The following is a 16,010-nucleotide window of genomic DNA, read 5'->3' on the forward strand; positions in this document are numbered from 1 at the left end:
GGCCATTCGAGATGACTAGCAGAGACGTAATGACAATGGACAGACAACAGCTCCTGGCTCACCGTGGTAGTGATAAGTATCTTCGTTTAGGCGGTTTAGGGATCTTTATGACCATGTGGTTAGCCGCGACAGCACAAGCGGCAGACCTACAGAACTTAGATTTCAATAGTTTGCCCGGTGATAAAGCGCAGGTCACATTAACGTTTTCAGAGCCAGTAGAAGCGCCAAACAATTTTGCGACAGATGAGCCAGCTAGAATTGTCTTGGACTTTGATGGTGTCAAAAATGCTTTAAGTGAGCGTACCCGCCAGATTAATAGTGGTGAAACTCGCAGCATTGCCACCGTGGAAGCCGGTGATCGTACAAGAATGGTTATCAACTTGTTACGTAAAATTCCATACGAAATTCAAACAGACGGTAATATCGTCAAAGTCACTTTGAATGGTAATGCGCCACAAATGTCGAACAGTCAGGCTCGTGGTAGTGCTGTTCCAATGAGTGGTAATCAAGTGACGAATGTTGACTTTCGTCGTGGTGAAGATGGTGAGGCGCGGGTAATTATTGACTTGGCTTCTGCCGGTGCTGCTGTTGATGTAAGACAAGAGCGAGATACCGTTGTAGTTGAATTACCTGGTGTAGCGTTGCCAGAAAAACTACACCGTCGTTTAGATGTCGTTGATTTCGCAACACCAGTTTCATTGATTGATGCTGAGCAAAGCCGTGATGGTACAACTTTAACACTGACGACAAACCGTGACTTCGAACATTTAGCGTATCAATCTGATAACCAGCTGGTTGTTGAAGTTAAAGCGCGTGAAACGGTTTCTCAATCAGATAGAGCTGGTGATCAAGTTGGTTATACTGGTGAAAAGCTGTCACTTAACTTCCAAAACATTGAAGTGAGAGCAGTATTGCAGCTGCTTGCAGATTTCAACGGTATGAATCTGGTGACCAGTGATACGGTAACTGGCAATCTGACATTACGTTTGAAGAATGTGCCTTGGGATCAAGCTTTGGAAATCATTTTAAAAACCAAAGGTTTGGCAATGCGTCAAAATGGCAACGTAATGTTAATTGCACCAGCTGCCGAAATCGCTGCGCGTGAAAAGCAAGAGCTTGAAGCAAAGAAACAGTTAGTCGAGTTAGAACCGCTGTATTCAGAAATTATCGAAGTTAATTTTGCAAAAGCCGATGAAATTGCGACGATTTTGACTACAACCCAAGGTGACTCAGCTGATGGTAAAGGTGGATTTTTATCTGAGCGAGGTAGCGTGGTTGTTGATGCTCGGACAAACTCATTGTTACTGCGTGATACGGCGGACCAGTTAGTTCAAATCCAAAAACTGATTGAGCAATTAGATATTCCAGTGCGTCAGGTCTTAATTGAGTCACGTATCGTTATTGCCAATAATGATTTTAGTAAAGAATTAGGTGTTCGATTTGGAGCTTCTGGGCGAAGCCGTACACTTGGAGCAGGTACGTCAGGCTCATTGGATGGACTAGAAGTTCGTGAGGGTAATAGCAATCCAAATCTTTCCTCACCAGTAGGCATGGGGAATGATCCAAGAGGTTTAGGTGAAGACCTGAATGTTAATTTACCAGTAACAAATCCTGCAGGGAGCATTGCGCTTGCATTAGCGAAGTTACCAATGGGTATGATTTTGGAGCTTGAGCTTTCAGCGATGCAAGAAGAAGGTCGTGGTGAAGTTATTTCTAGTCCTCGGGTTATTACCTCAAATCAAAAACAAGCCACAATTGAACAAGGTACTGAGATCCCTTATCAGGAAGCCTCTTCAAGTGGTGCGACATCAGTGTCATTTAAAGAAGCAGTATTAAAGTTAGATGTAACCCCCCAAATTACACCTGATGATCGGATTGTGATGGATTTGGAAGTCAATAAAGATGAAGTTGGTGAAATCTTCTTGGGCGTACCAAGTATTGATACCCGTAGCGTGAAAACACAGGTTTTGGTAGACAATGGTGAGACTGTGGTGCTTGGGGGTATTTACGAACAAACCAAAAATACTGGTGTTCAGCGTGTCCCATTCTTTGGCGACTTACCTTATGTCGGTGTGTTATTCAGAAATACCTTCAACGAAGATCGTCAACGTGAGTTGCTTGTCTTTGTTACACCAAAGATTGTTAAAGAGGGCATGCAATATTAGCGTCAATATTCGCCGCTATAGTATTGGCATCATGTTAGCCGGATCTGAAAAGATCCGGCTTTTTGTCGTTTAAAATCCGGGAAACGCTGGTAGTTGTGATTTCAGGTAATATATTTCTAGTTGGACCAATGGGGGCGGGTAAGTCCACAATTGGTCGGCAACTCGCCAAAAAACTAAAGCGCCGTTTTTGGGACAGTGACCGTGAAATTGAGCAGCGTACAGGTGTATCAATTTCTTGGATTTTTGAGCGAGAAGGTGAAGCTGGTTTTCGTGATCGAGAGCAAAAAATGATCGACGAATTAACCGACCTTAAAAATGTGGTGGTTGCGACCGGTGGTGGTGCAATTTTGGCAGAAAAAAATCGTCAAAATTTAGCAGACCGAGGTACGGTGATATATCTCGCAGCAACAGCAGAACAACTTTATCGCCGAATGGCTCGCGATAAAAGCCGGCCGTTATTACAAACTGGCGATAAACGACAACAAATTAAACAGTTATTAGCTCAGCGGGATCCGTTGTATAGGGAAATTGCCGACATTACGATCCCAACCGGTGAGCATTCTGTTCAACGCACGGTAAGTGAAGTTATTCGACAATTAGAAAAAGTGAATAAAGAACAATCAACATGATGAAAACGTTACAAGTTGCACTCGGTAAGCGCAGTTATCCGATTTATATTGGTGAGCAGCTTCTGACACAAACAGAATTGTTTGCAGCTCATATTAAAGGCAAAGAAGTACTGATTGTTACCAATGACACAGTTGCACCACTATATTTGGATACGGTCAAAGAAACGTTAGCGAATTATCGTGTTGAAACCGTTATCCTGCCTGATGGTGAGCAATATAAAACATTTGAAGTTTTACAGGCTGTTTTTGATGGACTGCTAAAAGCCAGAATGTCACGTCAAACTACTATCATAGCTTTAGGTGGTGGCGTAATTGGTGATATGGCTGGCTTTGCTGCAGCATGTTATCAACGTGGTGTGCCATTCATCCAAGTGCCAACCACTTTACTGTCTCAAGTGGATTCCTCTGTCGGTGGTAAAACAGCAGTAAATCATCCTCTTGGCAAAAACATGATTGGTGCTTTTTACCAGCCACAATGTGTTTTTGCGGATATTGATACGCTAAATACGTTAGATGATCGTCAATTGTCTGCTGGGTTGGCTGAGGTCATCAAATATGGCCTGATTAATGATGCCGATTTTTTTGATTGGCTTGAGGCCAACATGGCAGGTCTCGTTGCACGCCAACCTGAATTATTAACGCAAGCAATTGCACGTTCTTGCCAAGATAAAGCCGATACCGTTGCTGCGGATGAACGTGAGCAAGGCGTTCGGGCTCTACTGAATTTAGGACATACCTTTGGTCATGCAATCGAAACAGGCTGTGGCTATGGTGTTGTGCTCCATGGGGAGGCTATTGCGATTGGTATGGTCATGGCGGCTGATTTATCGCAGCGTTTAGGTTGGATACAAACCGCTGAAGTAGAACGTATTAAGTCAGTATTACAAGCTGCTGGATTGCCAATAACAGTACCTGAAGAAATGACGACAGGTCGTTTTATGGATTTGATGGCCGTGGACAAGAAAGTCCAAGATGGCGCTATACGCTTAATTCTGATGCGGGGCATTGGTCAGTCAGTTATCAGTGATGATTATGCGCCAGAACATTTAGCGGCTACTTTGGACGCATTCTGCTAAGGATTAGTTTATGACGGAAATGCATGCTACTGCGGAGCCCGCTTATCTAGACCGTCTTGCATTGCATAGTAATCCGTTTAGCCGGCAAAACCTGCCTGGAAGCTTTTTTGCTGGCAGACAAGTGAGTCAGCGACTTAATTTAATCTTACATTTGCTTCGTAGTAGCAGTCAGATCTGTCTACTACATGCCGCCGATGGTTTGGGTAAGTCTTCTTTATTGCGCGCTGTCCAACAACGAGCTGGTGAGGATTTACGTTTTTGCTTATTAACTGCTGGTGAAAATATCAGCCTCGCCACAATTACACAGCAGTGTTTACAAGCTTTTGGTAGCACTGGTGATACGCAACTTGGTGGCGATCAGCAACAGTTACTTCGGCAGCGTCTGCAACAGTTATCGCAAATTCAGATAACACCAGTTTTGTTACTTGATGATGCTGACAAATTAGATAGCAGCATTCAGCAACAATTAGCGACTTGGTTGCATTGGCAGCATGAAGGCCAATATTTGTTAAAGGCCGTTGTTGCGACGAATAACATCACAGCAATTCAAAACATTCGAAACGACCGCTTCCAAGAACTGGAGTTGTTGCCAGTCGCAACGGATGAAATCCCTGCTTATTTATTACAAAGACTGCAAGCCGCAGGCTGGCAGGATGATCTGCCATTTACGGATAAACAACTACAACGCATTCAAAAGCGAAGTAATGGTATTCCATCAGAAATAAATCATCAGGCTCATCAGCAACTTCTTGGCGTGAACCGAAGTTGGCAGCTACCTGCTTTACCTTCATGGCGAATGCCTAAGTGGATTAAATGGTTACCTATGTTGCCGGTAGCCATTGCCTTATTACTGTTATTAATTTTCCAGAAAAATATCAATGAATGGCTTGGGCAAAGTCAGCCAACGGACAATGATGTTGAGGAAATTATCGAGGCACCTGAGTTGCCAATGGTGGTAATTGATGAAGATACTGTGCTCACAAATGCAGAGGCTGAAAAGCAAAATTTAATTGAGTTACTGGAAGAGCTGGAAGAGACACAAAGTGTCGAATCACCATCAATAGGTGAGCCATTCATTACTGAGCAGATAAGTACGGTTGAGCAAGCTAGTGATTCATCAGATACACAAAATGTGGTGGAAGAGGAATCGGTTGTCATCCCTCCTTTTACGCCTGTAGATGAGATGCCTACGCAAACTACTGAAGCTTTGCGCGATACCGAAGTAGAAAAAATTGAGACAATTGTTGAAGTAAAAACGCCGGAAGCCAAACAATCTGAGCAGCCTAAGTCAGTGAATAAGGTTCACGGCGCAGACTGGATCATGGAGCAACCAAAGACAGCGTTTACGTTTCAGCTAATGGGCAGCTGGGACAGAAGTGAAATTGACGACTACATTAAAAAGTACCAGTTAACTGGTAATGTCGCGGTATTTGCCAGCATGCGTAATAACCAAGTGTGGTATGCGTTAATTTACGGGGTTTACAACAGCAAAAATGCTGCTGTCCAAGCAAGTGCCAAATGGCCTAAACCTTTAAATGGTGTATCGAGCTGGCTGCGTCGATTTGATGGGGTCCAGACGCAGATCAGAGATAAGGCGCCAGACGCATAAAGACATCTTCTGCGCGAGCATGACGATCGGCAAAAACGATACGATAATAAGGCTGTTTATTGAGTGTTGTTTGTGACAGAACTTGCTCATCAATAGGCGGTTGTAAATTCTTGTTATGCTGAAAGCAGATGATGCCGGTTTCACCATAAATAAGATGACCAACTTTGCCTTGCAATAAGGCCATAAGCTGCTGAGACTCTTCAATTTTTCGTTTAAGATCTATTTTTATCTCGCACAACCCATGATGCTGCAGCGTCAGCCATAGCGATAAAAAATACTCTCCGCCCCTTGAGCCAATCAGACGCGTATCAGGTGCTTCTGATAAATACTCTGCATTGCTTGTGACTTTGGCTAGCGGCTGTTTATAAAACAATAAACCACAGGGTCTTGGCTGACCGAGGGATTTATGTGGATCAAAACATAGTGAGTCAGCATAAAGACCAGCATCACTGATAGCGGTAACGTCTAATAAAGCCATAAAACCGCCCCAAGCCGCATCAATGTGAAACCAACATTGATATTGTTTGGCTATCTCAGCAATGTTAACTAACGGATCAATATGGCCACCACTCGTGCTGCCAGCATTAGCGATAATCGCAAGGGGTTTTTCAGCCTCGCAAGCCTGCTGAAGAGCTTGAAGGTCTATTCTGTAATCACTATCAGTCGGAATTTGAATTAACGATAAGCCTAAAAATAGGCAGGCCTTATTAATCGAATAATGACAGCTATCACTGACATAAACAGTATTTAGGTTGGGGTAACGTGCCTTGGCTTTAGCTAACGCCTCCAAGTTACCCATACTGCCACCTGTAGTGAAATGGCCAAAAGGAAACGAAAAAAGCGCAGCCATTTCAGCAAGCGTATCCGCTTCAACTTGCCGTAGCGTTGGAAAATTGGCGGCTGATAATAAATTTCCTTGATGCAATGTTGCTAAAACCTGGCCTGCCAACGCTGCTGGATAAAGACTACCGCTCATATGCGCAGTTTGGGTAAAGGGCTTTTGGACAGTCTCATCAATAAGCTGTTGGCATAGTGACTTGGTTTCACCATTTAAAACCAAGCCAAGCTCATCAACTAATCCATCAAAAAACGTTTTGGTCATGTTAAACGCAGGTTTGAGCTGAGGCTGCTATTGAGGTTTGACTCTTGAACAATGTAGCAGGGGAGCGGATATTGATGGTATAGCGTTGAGAAGTGCCTATCTAACACACCCGTTTTTGTTAACGTTTTGATGTCATAGTCATAAAGATCACAGCTTTTAACAATAATCAGCTGCTCAGCCTGATGTTGCTGAGCTAACCAAAGCGCAATGCTATCGGAAGTCACTGCCCAAGAGCAGGGTAAGTCCGTTTCCATCATAGCCTTGTCATCAGGGAGCCAAATATACAGCCCTGTTTTGGGGAGCGTTGATAGATGATGGACGGCTGTTGCTTCTGGCTGCATATCAAGCAACAGTAAAGCAAATTGTTTCATGGCAATGATGGCCATTTGATGTGCGGAAGTGTCTGATAGCTGGTGATCTTGCTGGGCCTCACGAACACAATCCGCAAATGGACCGCCACCTGCAACAACCAAAATTGATGATGTTTTTGCTTCGTTTTGCAGCTTGTGTAACCAGCTTTTTAAGCGAGGTTGATGATATAAGCTGCCACCTAGCTTGACGACATTCATTGTTGGCGCAGTTGCTCGACAAGATGCAACATCGCTGCGGCTTTATCCAATACTTCCTGATGTTCGTCTGCACAATCTGAGTCAGCAACAATGCCGCCACCTGCCCAAAATCTGAGTCGGTTATGGTTATAGACCAATGTACGGATAGTAATGTTACTGTCCATATTGCCGTCAAAACCAATGTAGGCAATGCTGCCACAATAAACGCCGCGCCGGTGTGGCTCGAGTTCTTCGATAATTTCCATAGCACGTAATTTCGGTGCACCGGTAATAGAGCCACCAGGGAAGCACGCACGAAGTAGTGATACAGGACTTTGATCCGCTGCTAAGGTTCCTGTGATGGTACTCACCAAGTGATGCACTGTAGCGAAAGACTCTAAGGCAAATGCTTTTGGTACTTTGATGCTGCCTGGTACGCAAACTTTGCCCAAATCGTTGCGAAGTAAATCCACGATCATCAGATTTTCAGCGCGGTCTTTGAGGCTAGTTAAAAGCTCATCGGCATTTTGTTTATCTTTCGCCGGGTTATTTAGCGCTCGTGGACGCGTACCTTTAATCGGTTTGGTCTCAATTTTACCATTGCGAACTGATAACAGTCTTTCTGGTGATGAACTGAGCACACAGGCTTTTGGCGTATCCAGAAATGCCGAGAACGGCGCAGCATTATGTTTTCTAAGTAACTTATAAGCTGCCCAAGGGTCACCATCAGCAGCTATTTCAAATCGTTTGGCAAGGTTTACCTGATAACAGTCACCTTCAAGAATGTAGTCTTGAATACGCTGAAAAGCTTTAGCATAGGTCGACTCATCCATATTGGTATTAAGCTGACCTGACACTTTAAATTGACTATTTAATGGCGTGAGATTCTCAAAGCGCTTCACCAACAACGACAATAACGTTTCACTGTAGGGATCAAAGTTATGACAGACCAAGATACAGCTTTTGGTTTGATGATCGATGAGAAGCGCCCAATCATAAATACCGACAGCCATCTCCGGTAAATGCTCAACATCTTCAGCCTTTATCGGTAAAGACTCAATGACACGGCCTAAGTCATAGGCAAAGTAACCAATCGCACCACCAGTAAAAGGAAAGTCAGCACTGGCCGTTGGAAAGCGGGCTAATTGTGTTTGTAGTAGGTGGAACGGATCTTCGTGGTGGCTTTCAGATGTCTTATCGCGGAACTGAATATGTGTTTTATCTCCCGAAGTTTCTAGGGTGATAAATGGGTCAGCTGTAATAATATCGAAGCGGCCAATATCATCAGCCATACCCGCACTATCAAGCATTACTGGCCAAGGGAGATCGCGGATCTGCTCAAAATAAATTGCACCATCGGCATGGTAGGGCAAGTTGATATGGCGCAGGCTAGATTCAGTCATTCGACTATTTTACGTGAACTGTCGCCAGCCAAGAAGCGCTAATGCAGTAGCTGGCGCACCAATGGTCGCTTGCGCATTTAATTGTAAATCCGCCATATCGAGATAAGGTCTATTTAATTTCTGAGCAAGCGTTAAAGCCAGAAAACGACCAACCCCCGCACCGATGACAGGGGCTTCTGGCATAAGCTTGTGTGTTTCAATAACTTGTTGGCAGGCTTGCAGCAGTTGTTGTATTTGTTGCTGCCCATACCACTCAGCCAATTCTTGCCAAGTTTCTTTCGAATAGTTTTCAGCGTCACTACCCACCATTCTTGCCAGTCGCTGTTGGCAGTGTTGTGCTTGCCATGACTGTCCATCAGCACTGCTATCAGCAATATCGACTGGTAACATATTTTGTAATCGCCAAACATCGGCTGTGGTAGCGAAAACTTCATTAGCTACTCGCTGATGAAGTCCTGAAAATGGTACATCCTGCGCTAATGCCATTAATGGTGTTCGAATCACGCCGTTATAAACCAGCTCACCGCTTTGTAGTCTGGCTTGATCAGTAAAGCCTTTTAAAGTCGGTTTGCCATTAATAATGCAAATAAGATCGGCTGTTGTGCTGCCAATATCAATTAATAGTGCATCGGGATGTTCAATGCCACACCACGTAGCAGTTGCTAACCAATTCATCGAGGCAACTTGTTGCCAGCATTGTTGGGCTTGGCTTATGGTTAACCAATCTTGTGACTGACTAAAAACGACGCAGTTATCGGGATCAATCAGCTGTTGCACACAGTCTAAAATCTGAACAACACCTTGCTGGCGGTTAGTAAAACAATCAGCAGATTCGCCGGTTAAGGTAATAAAGTGTCTATCTTCTCGGTTATCAAATTGCTGCAGTGATTTTTTAAGTGTTTCCGATAGGCCTGTTATGCCTTTCCAGAGTTGGCAGGGAAGTTCCAAGTTTTGAATAATGTTGCCTTGCCAGTCACAGCGCGACACTTTGACATGTGCGCCACCAATATCCCATCCCGAAAAATAAGCTTTTGGACTAATCATTACTTACCTTAAACTCATTTTCAGCCAGCGCGTTAAATAGCCTTTGTGCTGGCGAGGTTTCGAGTTGCGAGAGCTGGTTAAATGAGGTGGTTAAGCGCGGGTTAATATCAACAATCCAATACTCATCTTCATTAACAATCAGGTCAACCCCTACAAAACCCCATAGCTCTGGCAGCAGCGACCGTAGTTTCGTCAGCATCGTTGTGGCTTGGACTTTTGTTAAGGCATTTGGGAAAGGTAAGTTAACAATAGATCCCTCATATGTCAGTTGGTTATTGCCAGTAATAATTTGTTGGTTGCACGACAAAATATGAGGTTTGTCGGCAAAAAAAACTGACAAACTCATCGGGGTTCCTGAGATGAAAGGTTGTACGATGATTGTTTGCCTTTGGTGGTGCGAACATTGATGTAAATAATGGGCGGCCGCGATTTCACTTTCAAATAAATAGGTATCTACACAACCTGCACCGTCAATTGGTTTACAGATTAACGCCCCTAAAAATGCAGGTTGTGCCAACCAGTTTTCAGCAGTTTGTGTCGGTATTGTTGAGATATCAGTTGATGCCAACTTTTGACTACATTCAAGCTTATTAGTGCATAACGCAGTCGTTTTAGGTGATGTACCGAGTAATTGTCTACCCGCGTTGAGGACTTGCGTAGCTAACGAAGCCAATACTCCCTCAGTTTCTGGCGCAATTAAAAGAAACCGCGTTTCCTCTTCAAGACATTGTTGCCAAGCTTGTTGATAGGCTGAAACAGAATCAACACGAATATTGTTGATGTTATTTAGCGGCGGTAGCCTCGCATCACGGATGACAGTTGGCTGAAATGATGTGTTGCTGAGCATGTCGTTAATCACTGCTTGCAACATTTCATCACCCTCATGTGCAAGTTCGGATGAGAAATCCCTATTAAGTAATGCACCACTGGTAAAATATTCGTAGACAACTATTTTCATGATTGCTTAAAGGCTAAGTTCACGTGCAGATTATACCGGTCATTGATGTACTAAAGGGGCAAGTCGTTTTAGCCCAAGGCGGCGCAAGATCAAGTTACCCGTTACTTACCTCGGTGTTAACTCAGGCAACGACACCTGCAGAAGTAATTAGAGACTTATTAGCGTTTCATGATTTCAAAACGATTTACATTGCTGATCTAGACAGTATCGAAGGCGAGCCTTTAGATAAAGCGTTTTATCAATCGTTGGCACAACAATTCCCCTCACTACAAATTTGGCTTGATGCTGGTATTCGGCGTGCAAGGCAGTTGCAGCAAGCACCACCTGCCAACAATATTCGTTGGGTTGCGGGGAGTGAAACTTTACCCTGTGAGTATGCAGCAGCAGAATTGGATAACTGGATCTTATCTTTGGATTTTCGAAATGGACAGTTGTTAGGTGATAGCCGTTGGCTTGCAGACCGTGCAGTTTGGCCATTACAAGTGATCGCGATGGATTTAGATGCGGTTGGCCGAACCACGGGCCCTGGTTATGAAAGATTGGAACAATTGAAATTAGCGCATCCAGGACAACAATGGATTGCATCTGGTGGGATTCGAACTAAAAAAGATTTAGCTCGTTTAGCTGAGATGGGAATTGAGTCCGTATTACTCGCTAGTGCGTTACATAAAGGAATTTTGACAGCAGCAGACTTGACTGCTTTATCGGGGTATTAAGTTTTGGAAAACTGGCCCTCGGTGAGGGCCAGATCCAAATTTGCTACAAGCGTAAGGCTTAGTTAGCGCCGAACGGATGTTCGCTAGTTTTGTACTGAGCAACAACATCAGCAGCTTTTGGCTCACGTGCTACTGCACGTTTGATAGCTTCTTTAGTTGCACGGTAGTTCCAGTCTTGGATTTTTTGATCACTATCAGCAGTTGGTGAAATGAATACACCAACGCAGATGAAGCAATCATCAGCTTCACCAGCTGGGATAGTACCGTCTTCAACACATTCAGCTACTGCCAATGAAACACCACGTTGTGCTGGGCCGAACATTTGAACGGCTTGTTTCATGTTTTTGATAGTAACTTTGTTAAACATGACGGTTGCAGGTTTAACCATCAGGTTAGGTGCGACGACAGCCAACAGACCGTTAACACCTTGTTTTTGATCAGTCAGTGTACGGCAGAATGCATCTTCCGCAGCTGAGCCACGTGGACCCATGATTAAGTCAATGTGTGCAACGTTGTCTAAGTCACCATCTTCGATGACCAGAGATTCACCTACAAGTACGCGATCGATAACTGGCATGTTATATCTTCCTGTTCCAAAAAAATTGTCAAAAAGGCTCATTTTTTCCGCTCCAAGAGAAGCGGTTTATACGTAATAAAGGAACGTATCACCTGCTCAGCGCCGCCCGCTATGTGCATTGAGCTACTGAAATTCGGTTTGTGTCAGCTTGTTCTAATGCATGCAGTAATAATGCTGCTGCACAGATATCTGCGGTAGTACCGGGATTGATTGCTTGACACTTTAAATGTTGGTCCCATTCAAGGAGCTGTGGTTGCATAGAACTTAATGTGGAGTTGTTATTCATTTTTTCAACAAATAATTTCGCCTGTTCTGAAATTTCTTGCGATTTATGCCTTGAAAACTTACGGCTAACCAGCGTGTCAGGGACACTTGATAGGACATTAAGATACGCTAAAGCGGTAGCCCATTCAACCTTTTCCCCACAGTTTAAGGAATTTGTCAATTCCTTAAAGGCAATTTCCCATACCTCTTTGTAATTATTGACATATTGCCGAGCAATGCTGTCACGATTTTCGGCCAAATTCATGGCTTCGAGCAGGGTTACGGATGGTTTGCGGCGAATGTCTTGTTGGCTACTTTCACCAAGGTTGCCGGCCTCGGCCATTTGAATCGCTTGATAACAATCAACAGCATCTTCAATTGTTAAGTTTTTGAGAACTTTTTCGATGGCTCTAGGGAGTTCTGAAAAACTATTAACTTGCCAATTCGCTTCAATAATCGGGGCAAATAATAAAATAATGCCGAGGTTGGTATTACAGTCGACGACTTTTCTGGTGGCGATGACGCCTTGTAAGATTCTTTGCCCAACGGTTAAGTCTCGCTTGGCCATCACCGAGGCGATGGCTGTGGCGCTTCTGATAAAGTCATCCAGCTGCATTTGATGACCATCACGATGGGGATTTACATTACCCGGTTTAAGGGCCATCACTTCTTGTTCACAGGCCCACTTAATACACTCTGTGAGTTGTTGCTCAGATAACATTTTCAGGAAATTTGTTTGGCTGCTTTTGTGAGATGTGATTGGCGACCATTTTGGCAATTGGACCTGAGATATCGATACCTGTTGCTTGGTGTAAACCTTTCCAAGCCGGCACACTATTCACCTCAAGCACACTAAAGTGACCATTGTGATCTTTGATTAAGTCGACACCCGCATAGGGTGCTTCGACAGCGCGTGTTGCTGCCAATGCCAAATAATGCATTTCTTCGGTAACTGTGGTGGCAAAACATTGGGCGCCTTGGGCAAAGTTGGTGATCCAATGACCTGACCGGCGTGACATTGCTGCAACCAGTTGATTTTCAATGACCATTAAGCGCCAATCTTGCCAAGCACCTTGCTGCTCGGGTAGTACATAGCGTTGTAAGTAAAAGGCTTCGCCAACGGGTACTACTAAATCCATTTGTTCTAATGAATCAATACGAATGATCCCTTTACCTTGGCAGCCAAATAATGGTTTCATCACCACGGAATAGCCGGCATTAAGCTCTCGACGAATAATGTCGACGGCTTGTTGACGATCCTCACATGCCCAAGTAGGCGGCGTATTAAGTCCGGCCATGGCCAGTCTTAAAGAGGTTCTTGCTTTATCGACGGTCAGTTCAATGACACTTGCCGAGTTAAGAACAGGGATACCGATTTCATGTAGGGTATGGAGAACATCCATACGAAGTGTGATTTGCTCCAGGCTTCCAGGAGCGATGCCGCGCACCAGCACGGCATCAGGAAGTTGATTGTCTAAACCCGGAATAAATATTCGATTCGGCAGCGTTAAATCAATACGGCATAAAGCCAAATCACTGTATACCGTATCGATACCTAATGCGTTAAACGATGCTGTTAGCTGTTCACTATGCCAGCCATGGGTATCGTTAAATATAACTACACGGGGCTTGGGCATTAATGATTACAGACCAAATGATTGGGTCAGTAGATCAGCATTGAGTTCGCCTGCCGTAAAGCTCTTACCCGATTTAGTGTTGGTAATAATGACTTTGGCTGGGCTGAACAGCATTGGATCGATTTTGAAAAAGTCATATTCGTAAGACTTAAAGATCTCACCAAATGGACGACCATAGTCCGAAGACGTATTACTTGGCATTTTTTCGGCCAAATCTTTGGCTTCTTCATCGGTTGCATCAACAAACAAATGCACCGTACCACCGTACAAAATTGCGTCATTGGTGCGGCCCATACCAGTCATAAAGTCACCACCGGCGGGTGCGACAGGTGTGCTGCCATATCCATCAATGATTTTTTCTAATGGAAAGTGCAAAGTGTGTGCTTTGTGCAGTGCAACTTCTAAAACACGAATAGCAATTTGCATAACGCCAGCAAGGCTCGTGGTTGGCGTTAAGATTAGTGTGAGGTTTTCTGGTTTGATGCCGCAGTTGTCGGCAATTTTTTCGGCAATGGCAACCGGTGGAAACTGGTCGACTTCCAATACGATAACGGTTGAGTCAGCTTTATCTTGGTACTCGAATTCTTTAAATAATTCTTCACGAGCAGCTAACGCACGACCCGGACCAGAACCTAAGGCATAAAATTTACCTTCTTCTGATTTGTGAGACAGGCTCCAACCAGCATATTGACTACCTAAGCAACTTAGAACTGGTGTTTTTGCATGAACATTCACTGACCATGGCCAGTTGGCAAAACCACTCTGACTACCCATGGTTGCGGTACCCAAACCGCCCATGCAAATTTCACCAATGCGACGGCCAGCTTCAAGGCCACCTTTCGCTCTGATACCTGCATCGACAATTTTGGTACCGTTGCTGAGCGTGCTGATTTCCAGTTGTAATGCTTGAGCATCTTCCAGCAATGCATCAACTAAAGGCTGACAAGCCTCATTCACGCTGGTCCAGTTGGCAGAAAGCGTAGTCATCTACAAAATCCTGTGGTTAATTCAAAAGAAATTATTATACGCGAAGCGGCTTTGCCCCGCATTTTAGTTATGTGTTTTGATAAGGCTTAATAATGGCTTCAATGGCTGTTAAACGAGCGCTTCGCAATGCCTTGGCAATATCTGCACCTTGCAGTCCTGCTTCGATGAATTGATCAGTTTTGACTGCCGCTGCAGCTGAATAACAATCTTGAAAAATTGCTTTTTCAGGCATCTCGGCATTTTCATAACCCGGCCGACCGCGAAAGTCTGCTACGCCAGCAAGGAGATATTGGCTAAAACGCAGCGGTTTGCGAAAACTATCTAACTTTTCAAATACCGATAAAATTGTCTCAGCAGGTAGGGTCAGTAGCCTGTGAACTTCAGTATGAAGTTCGGCAACATTCACAGCTAAGGATTGCATTTCCTTTGGCACTTTTAAGCGCTCACAGAGCTGCTTGGTCAGAACAATACTTCTGGCTTCGTGTCCTTGATGACTTGGCAAAATATCGACGGGTGTTTGGCCTTTACCCAGATCATGGCAAAGCGAAGCAAATCTGACTGATATATCGTCAGTTAATGTCGCCGCAGCATCTAAAACCAACATGACATGAACACCGGTATCTATTTCAGGATGCCATTGTGGATTTTGCGGTACGCCAAAAAGTTGATGGACTTCTGGAAAAAGAATTTCCAAGGCGCCAACTTCTTTTAATGTATAAAAAAATCGAGAGGGCGTTTTTTCAGCCAATGCTTTGGCTGTTTCCTGCCAAACACGTTCAGCAACAAGATGTTGAAGTTCGCCAGCATCAATCATTTCATTGATTAATACCTTGGTTTCATCTGCTACGTTAAAGTTAAAACGGGCAGCGAACCTTGCGAGACGAAGCACCCGAACAGGATCTTCGGCAAAGGCCGGTGACACATGACGTAATAATCCCGCTTGTAGATCTTGCTGGCCACCAAAAGGATCAATAATGTCGCCTTCAGCTGATTTGGCCATGGCGTTAATGGTCAGATCTCGGCGCAGTAAATCTTCTTCCAGACTGACGTCTGGCGCCGCATAAAAATCAAAACCATGGTAGCCCGGTGCAGTCTTTCGTTCGGTACGTGCCAACGCATATTCTTCTTGTGTTTTTGGATGTAAAAACACGGGAAAATCTTTGCCTACCGGGCGATACCCCTCAGCGAACATTGCTTTGGCATCCGCGCCGACTACCACCCAGTCAGTATCTTTTACTGGTAAACCTAGTAACTCATCTCTGACACAGCCGCCGACGCGATAAATTTCCATTTCT

At 44.3% G+C, this 16,010-nt stretch carries 15 protein-coding genes; 5 read left to right on the top strand and 10 right to left on the bottom strand.

Annotation, left to right across the window (positions count from 1 at the left end; genetic code table 11):
- The first annotated feature begins 11 nt into the window (after positions 1–11).
- The 4 genes from pilQ (at position 12) to OMP94_RS06460 (ending at position 5,479) form a co-directional block, all read left to right on the top strand.
- A complete protein-coding gene (pilQ, locus tag OMP94_RS06445; RefSeq protein ID WP_266277395.1) occupies positions 12–2,165 on the top strand; it encodes a type IV pilus secretin PilQ in 2,154 nt (717 codons plus the stop codon).
- 95 nt (positions 2,166–2,260) lie between these two features.
- Complete coding sequence (gene aroK / locus OMP94_RS06450) at positions 2,261–2,794, top strand: shikimate kinase AroK (RefSeq protein ID WP_323135065.1); 534 nt, start codon at positions 2,261–2,263, stop codon at positions 2,792–2,794.
- A complete protein-coding gene (aroB, locus tag OMP94_RS06455; RefSeq protein ID WP_266277510.1) occupies positions 2,794–3,870 on the top strand; it encodes a 3-dehydroquinate synthase in 1,077 nt (358 codons plus the stop codon). The genes aroK and aroB overlap by 1 nt, the downstream gene beginning before the upstream one ends.
- A 10-nt stretch (positions 3,871–3,880) precedes the next feature.
- Positions 3,881–5,479 (top strand): AAA family ATPase, encoded by a 1,599-nt coding sequence (locus tag OMP94_RS06460; protein WP_266277400.1) that lies wholly within the window; start codon positions 3,881–3,883, stop codon positions 5,477–5,479.
- Here the strand turns inward: OMP94_RS06460 and OMP94_RS06465 are convergent.
- Genes OMP94_RS06465 through OMP94_RS06485 form a run of 5 tightly spaced genes read right to left on the bottom strand, consistent with a single transcriptional unit; the run spans position 5,454 to position 10,534 of the window.
- Positions 5,454–6,581 carry a pyridoxal phosphate-dependent decarboxylase family protein gene (locus OMP94_RS06465; protein ID WP_266277402.1) on the bottom strand — a complete coding sequence of 376 codons (1,128 nt, stop codon included), beginning with the start codon at positions 6,579–6,581 and terminating at the stop codon, positions 5,454–5,456. The genes OMP94_RS06460 and OMP94_RS06465 overlap by 26 nt on opposite strands.
- A complete protein-coding gene (locus OMP94_RS06470) occupies positions 6,578–7,150 on the bottom strand; it encodes a delta 1-pyrroline-5-carboxylate synthetase (RefSeq protein WP_266277404.1) in 573 nt (190 codons plus the stop codon). The genes OMP94_RS06465 and OMP94_RS06470 overlap by 4 nt, the downstream gene beginning before the upstream one ends.
- Positions 7,147–8,532 carry an aminodeoxychorismate synthase component I gene (gene pabB, locus OMP94_RS06475; protein WP_266277406.1) on the bottom strand — a complete coding sequence of 462 codons (1,386 nt, stop codon included), beginning with the start codon at positions 8,530–8,532 and terminating at the stop codon, positions 7,147–7,149. The genes OMP94_RS06470 and pabB overlap by 4 nt, the downstream gene beginning before the upstream one ends.
- 9 nt (positions 8,533–8,541) lie before the next feature.
- Positions 8,542–9,576 carry a hydantoinase/oxoprolinase family protein gene (locus OMP94_RS06480; RefSeq protein WP_266277408.1) on the bottom strand — a complete coding sequence of 345 codons (1,035 nt, stop codon included), beginning with the start codon at positions 9,574–9,576 and terminating at the stop codon, positions 8,542–8,544.
- On the bottom strand, positions 9,569–10,534 hold the full coding sequence (locus OMP94_RS06485; RefSeq protein WP_266277410.1) for an ATP-grasp domain-containing protein: 966 nt from the start codon (positions 10,532–10,534) through the stop codon (positions 9,569–9,571). Before OMP94_RS06485 ends, OMP94_RS06480 begins: the two co-directional genes overlap by 8 nt.
- A gap of 23 nt (positions 10,535–10,557) precedes the next feature.
- Here OMP94_RS06485 and OMP94_RS06490 point away from each other — a divergent pair, with 23 nt between their 5' ends.
- A complete protein-coding gene (locus OMP94_RS06490) occupies positions 10,558–11,250 on the top strand; it encodes a HisA/HisF-related TIM barrel protein (RefSeq protein ID WP_266277412.1) in 693 nt (230 codons plus the stop codon).
- A gap of 58 nt (positions 11,251–11,308) precedes the next feature.
- Here the strand turns inward: OMP94_RS06490 and fae are convergent, their stop codons facing one another.
- The 5 genes from fae to OMP94_RS06515 form a co-directional block, all read right to left on the bottom strand.
- Positions 11,309–11,827, bottom strand: a complete 519-nt coding sequence (fae, locus tag OMP94_RS06495; RefSeq protein WP_266277416.1) for a formaldehyde-activating enzyme — start codon at positions 11,825–11,827, stop codon at positions 11,309–11,311.
- A 109-nt stretch (positions 11,828–11,936) separates the two neighbouring features.
- Positions 11,937–12,812 (bottom strand): triphosphoribosyl-dephospho-CoA synthase, encoded by an 876-nt coding sequence (locus OMP94_RS06500; RefSeq protein WP_266277418.1) that lies wholly within the window; start codon positions 12,810–12,812, stop codon positions 11,937–11,939.
- On the bottom strand, positions 12,802–13,728 hold the full coding sequence (locus tag OMP94_RS06505) for an ATP-grasp domain-containing protein (protein ID WP_266277420.1): 927 nt from the start codon (positions 13,726–13,728) through the stop codon (positions 12,802–12,804). Before OMP94_RS06505 ends, OMP94_RS06500 begins: the two co-directional genes overlap by 11 nt.
- Positions 13,729–13,734: 6 nt before the next feature.
- Entirely contained in the window at positions 13,735–14,715 is a 981-nt protein-coding gene (gene mch / locus OMP94_RS06510; protein ID WP_266277422.1) for a methenyltetrahydromethanopterin cyclohydrolase, read from the bottom strand.
- A gap of 67 nt (positions 14,716–14,782) precedes the next feature.
- A complete protein-coding gene (locus OMP94_RS06515) occupies positions 14,783–16,006 on the bottom strand; it encodes a multifunctional CCA addition/repair protein (protein WP_266277425.1) in 1,224 nt (407 codons plus the stop codon).
- Between the last annotated feature and the right edge of the window lie 4 nt (positions 16,007–16,010).

Origin of the sequence: Methylophaga sp. OBS3 (assembly GCF_026319325.1) — a bacterium.
GTDB lineage: Bacteria > Pseudomonadota > Gammaproteobacteria > Nitrosococcales > Methylophagaceae > Methylophaga.

Excerpts from the sequence above, each read along its gene's own strand:
- pabB (WP_266277406.1), bottom strand. The coding sequence starts at position 8,532 with ATGACTGAATCTAGCCTGCGCCATATCAACTTGCCCTACCATGCCGAT.
- OMP94_RS06500 (WP_266277418.1), bottom strand. The coding sequence starts at position 12,812 with ATGTTATCTGAGCAACAACTCACAGAGTGTATTAAGTGGGCCTGTGAA.
- OMP94_RS06460 (WP_266277400.1), top strand. The coding sequence starts at position 3,881 with ATGACGGAAATGCATGCTACTGCGGAGCCCGCTTATCTAGACCGTCTT.
- fae (WP_266277416.1), bottom strand. The coding sequence starts at position 11,827 with ATGCCAGTTATCGATCGCGTACTTGTAGGTGAATCTCTGGTCATCGAA.
- aroB (WP_266277510.1), top strand. The coding sequence starts at position 2,794 with ATGAAAACGTTACAAGTTGCACTCGGTAAGCGCAGTTATCCGATTTAT.
- OMP94_RS06465 (WP_266277402.1), bottom strand. The coding sequence starts at position 6,581 with ATGACCAAAACGTTTTTTGATGGATTAGTTGATGAGCTTGGCTTGGTT.
- OMP94_RS06505 (WP_266277420.1), bottom strand. The coding sequence starts at position 13,728 with ATGCCCAAGCCCCGTGTAGTTATATTTAACGATACCCATGGCTGGCAT.
- mch (WP_266277422.1), bottom strand. The coding sequence starts at position 14,715 with ATGACTACGCTTTCTGCCAACTGGACCAGCGTGAATGAGGCTTGTCAG.
- OMP94_RS06515 (WP_266277425.1), bottom strand. The coding sequence starts at position 16,006 with ATGGAAATTTATCGCGTCGGCGGCTGTGTCAGAGATGAGTTACTAGGT.
- pilQ (WP_266277395.1), top strand. The coding sequence starts at position 12 with ATGACTAGCAGAGACGTAATGACAATGGACAGACAACAGCTCCTGGCT.
- OMP94_RS06470 (WP_266277404.1), bottom strand. The coding sequence starts at position 7,150 with ATGAATGTCGTCAAGCTAGGTGGCAGCTTATATCATCAACCTCGCTTA.
- OMP94_RS06480 (WP_266277408.1), bottom strand. The coding sequence starts at position 9,576 with ATGATTAGTCCAAAAGCTTATTTTTCGGGATGGGATATTGGTGGCGCA.
- OMP94_RS06485 (WP_266277410.1), bottom strand. The coding sequence starts at position 10,534 with ATGAAAATAGTTGTCTACGAATATTTTACCAGTGGTGCATTACTTAAT.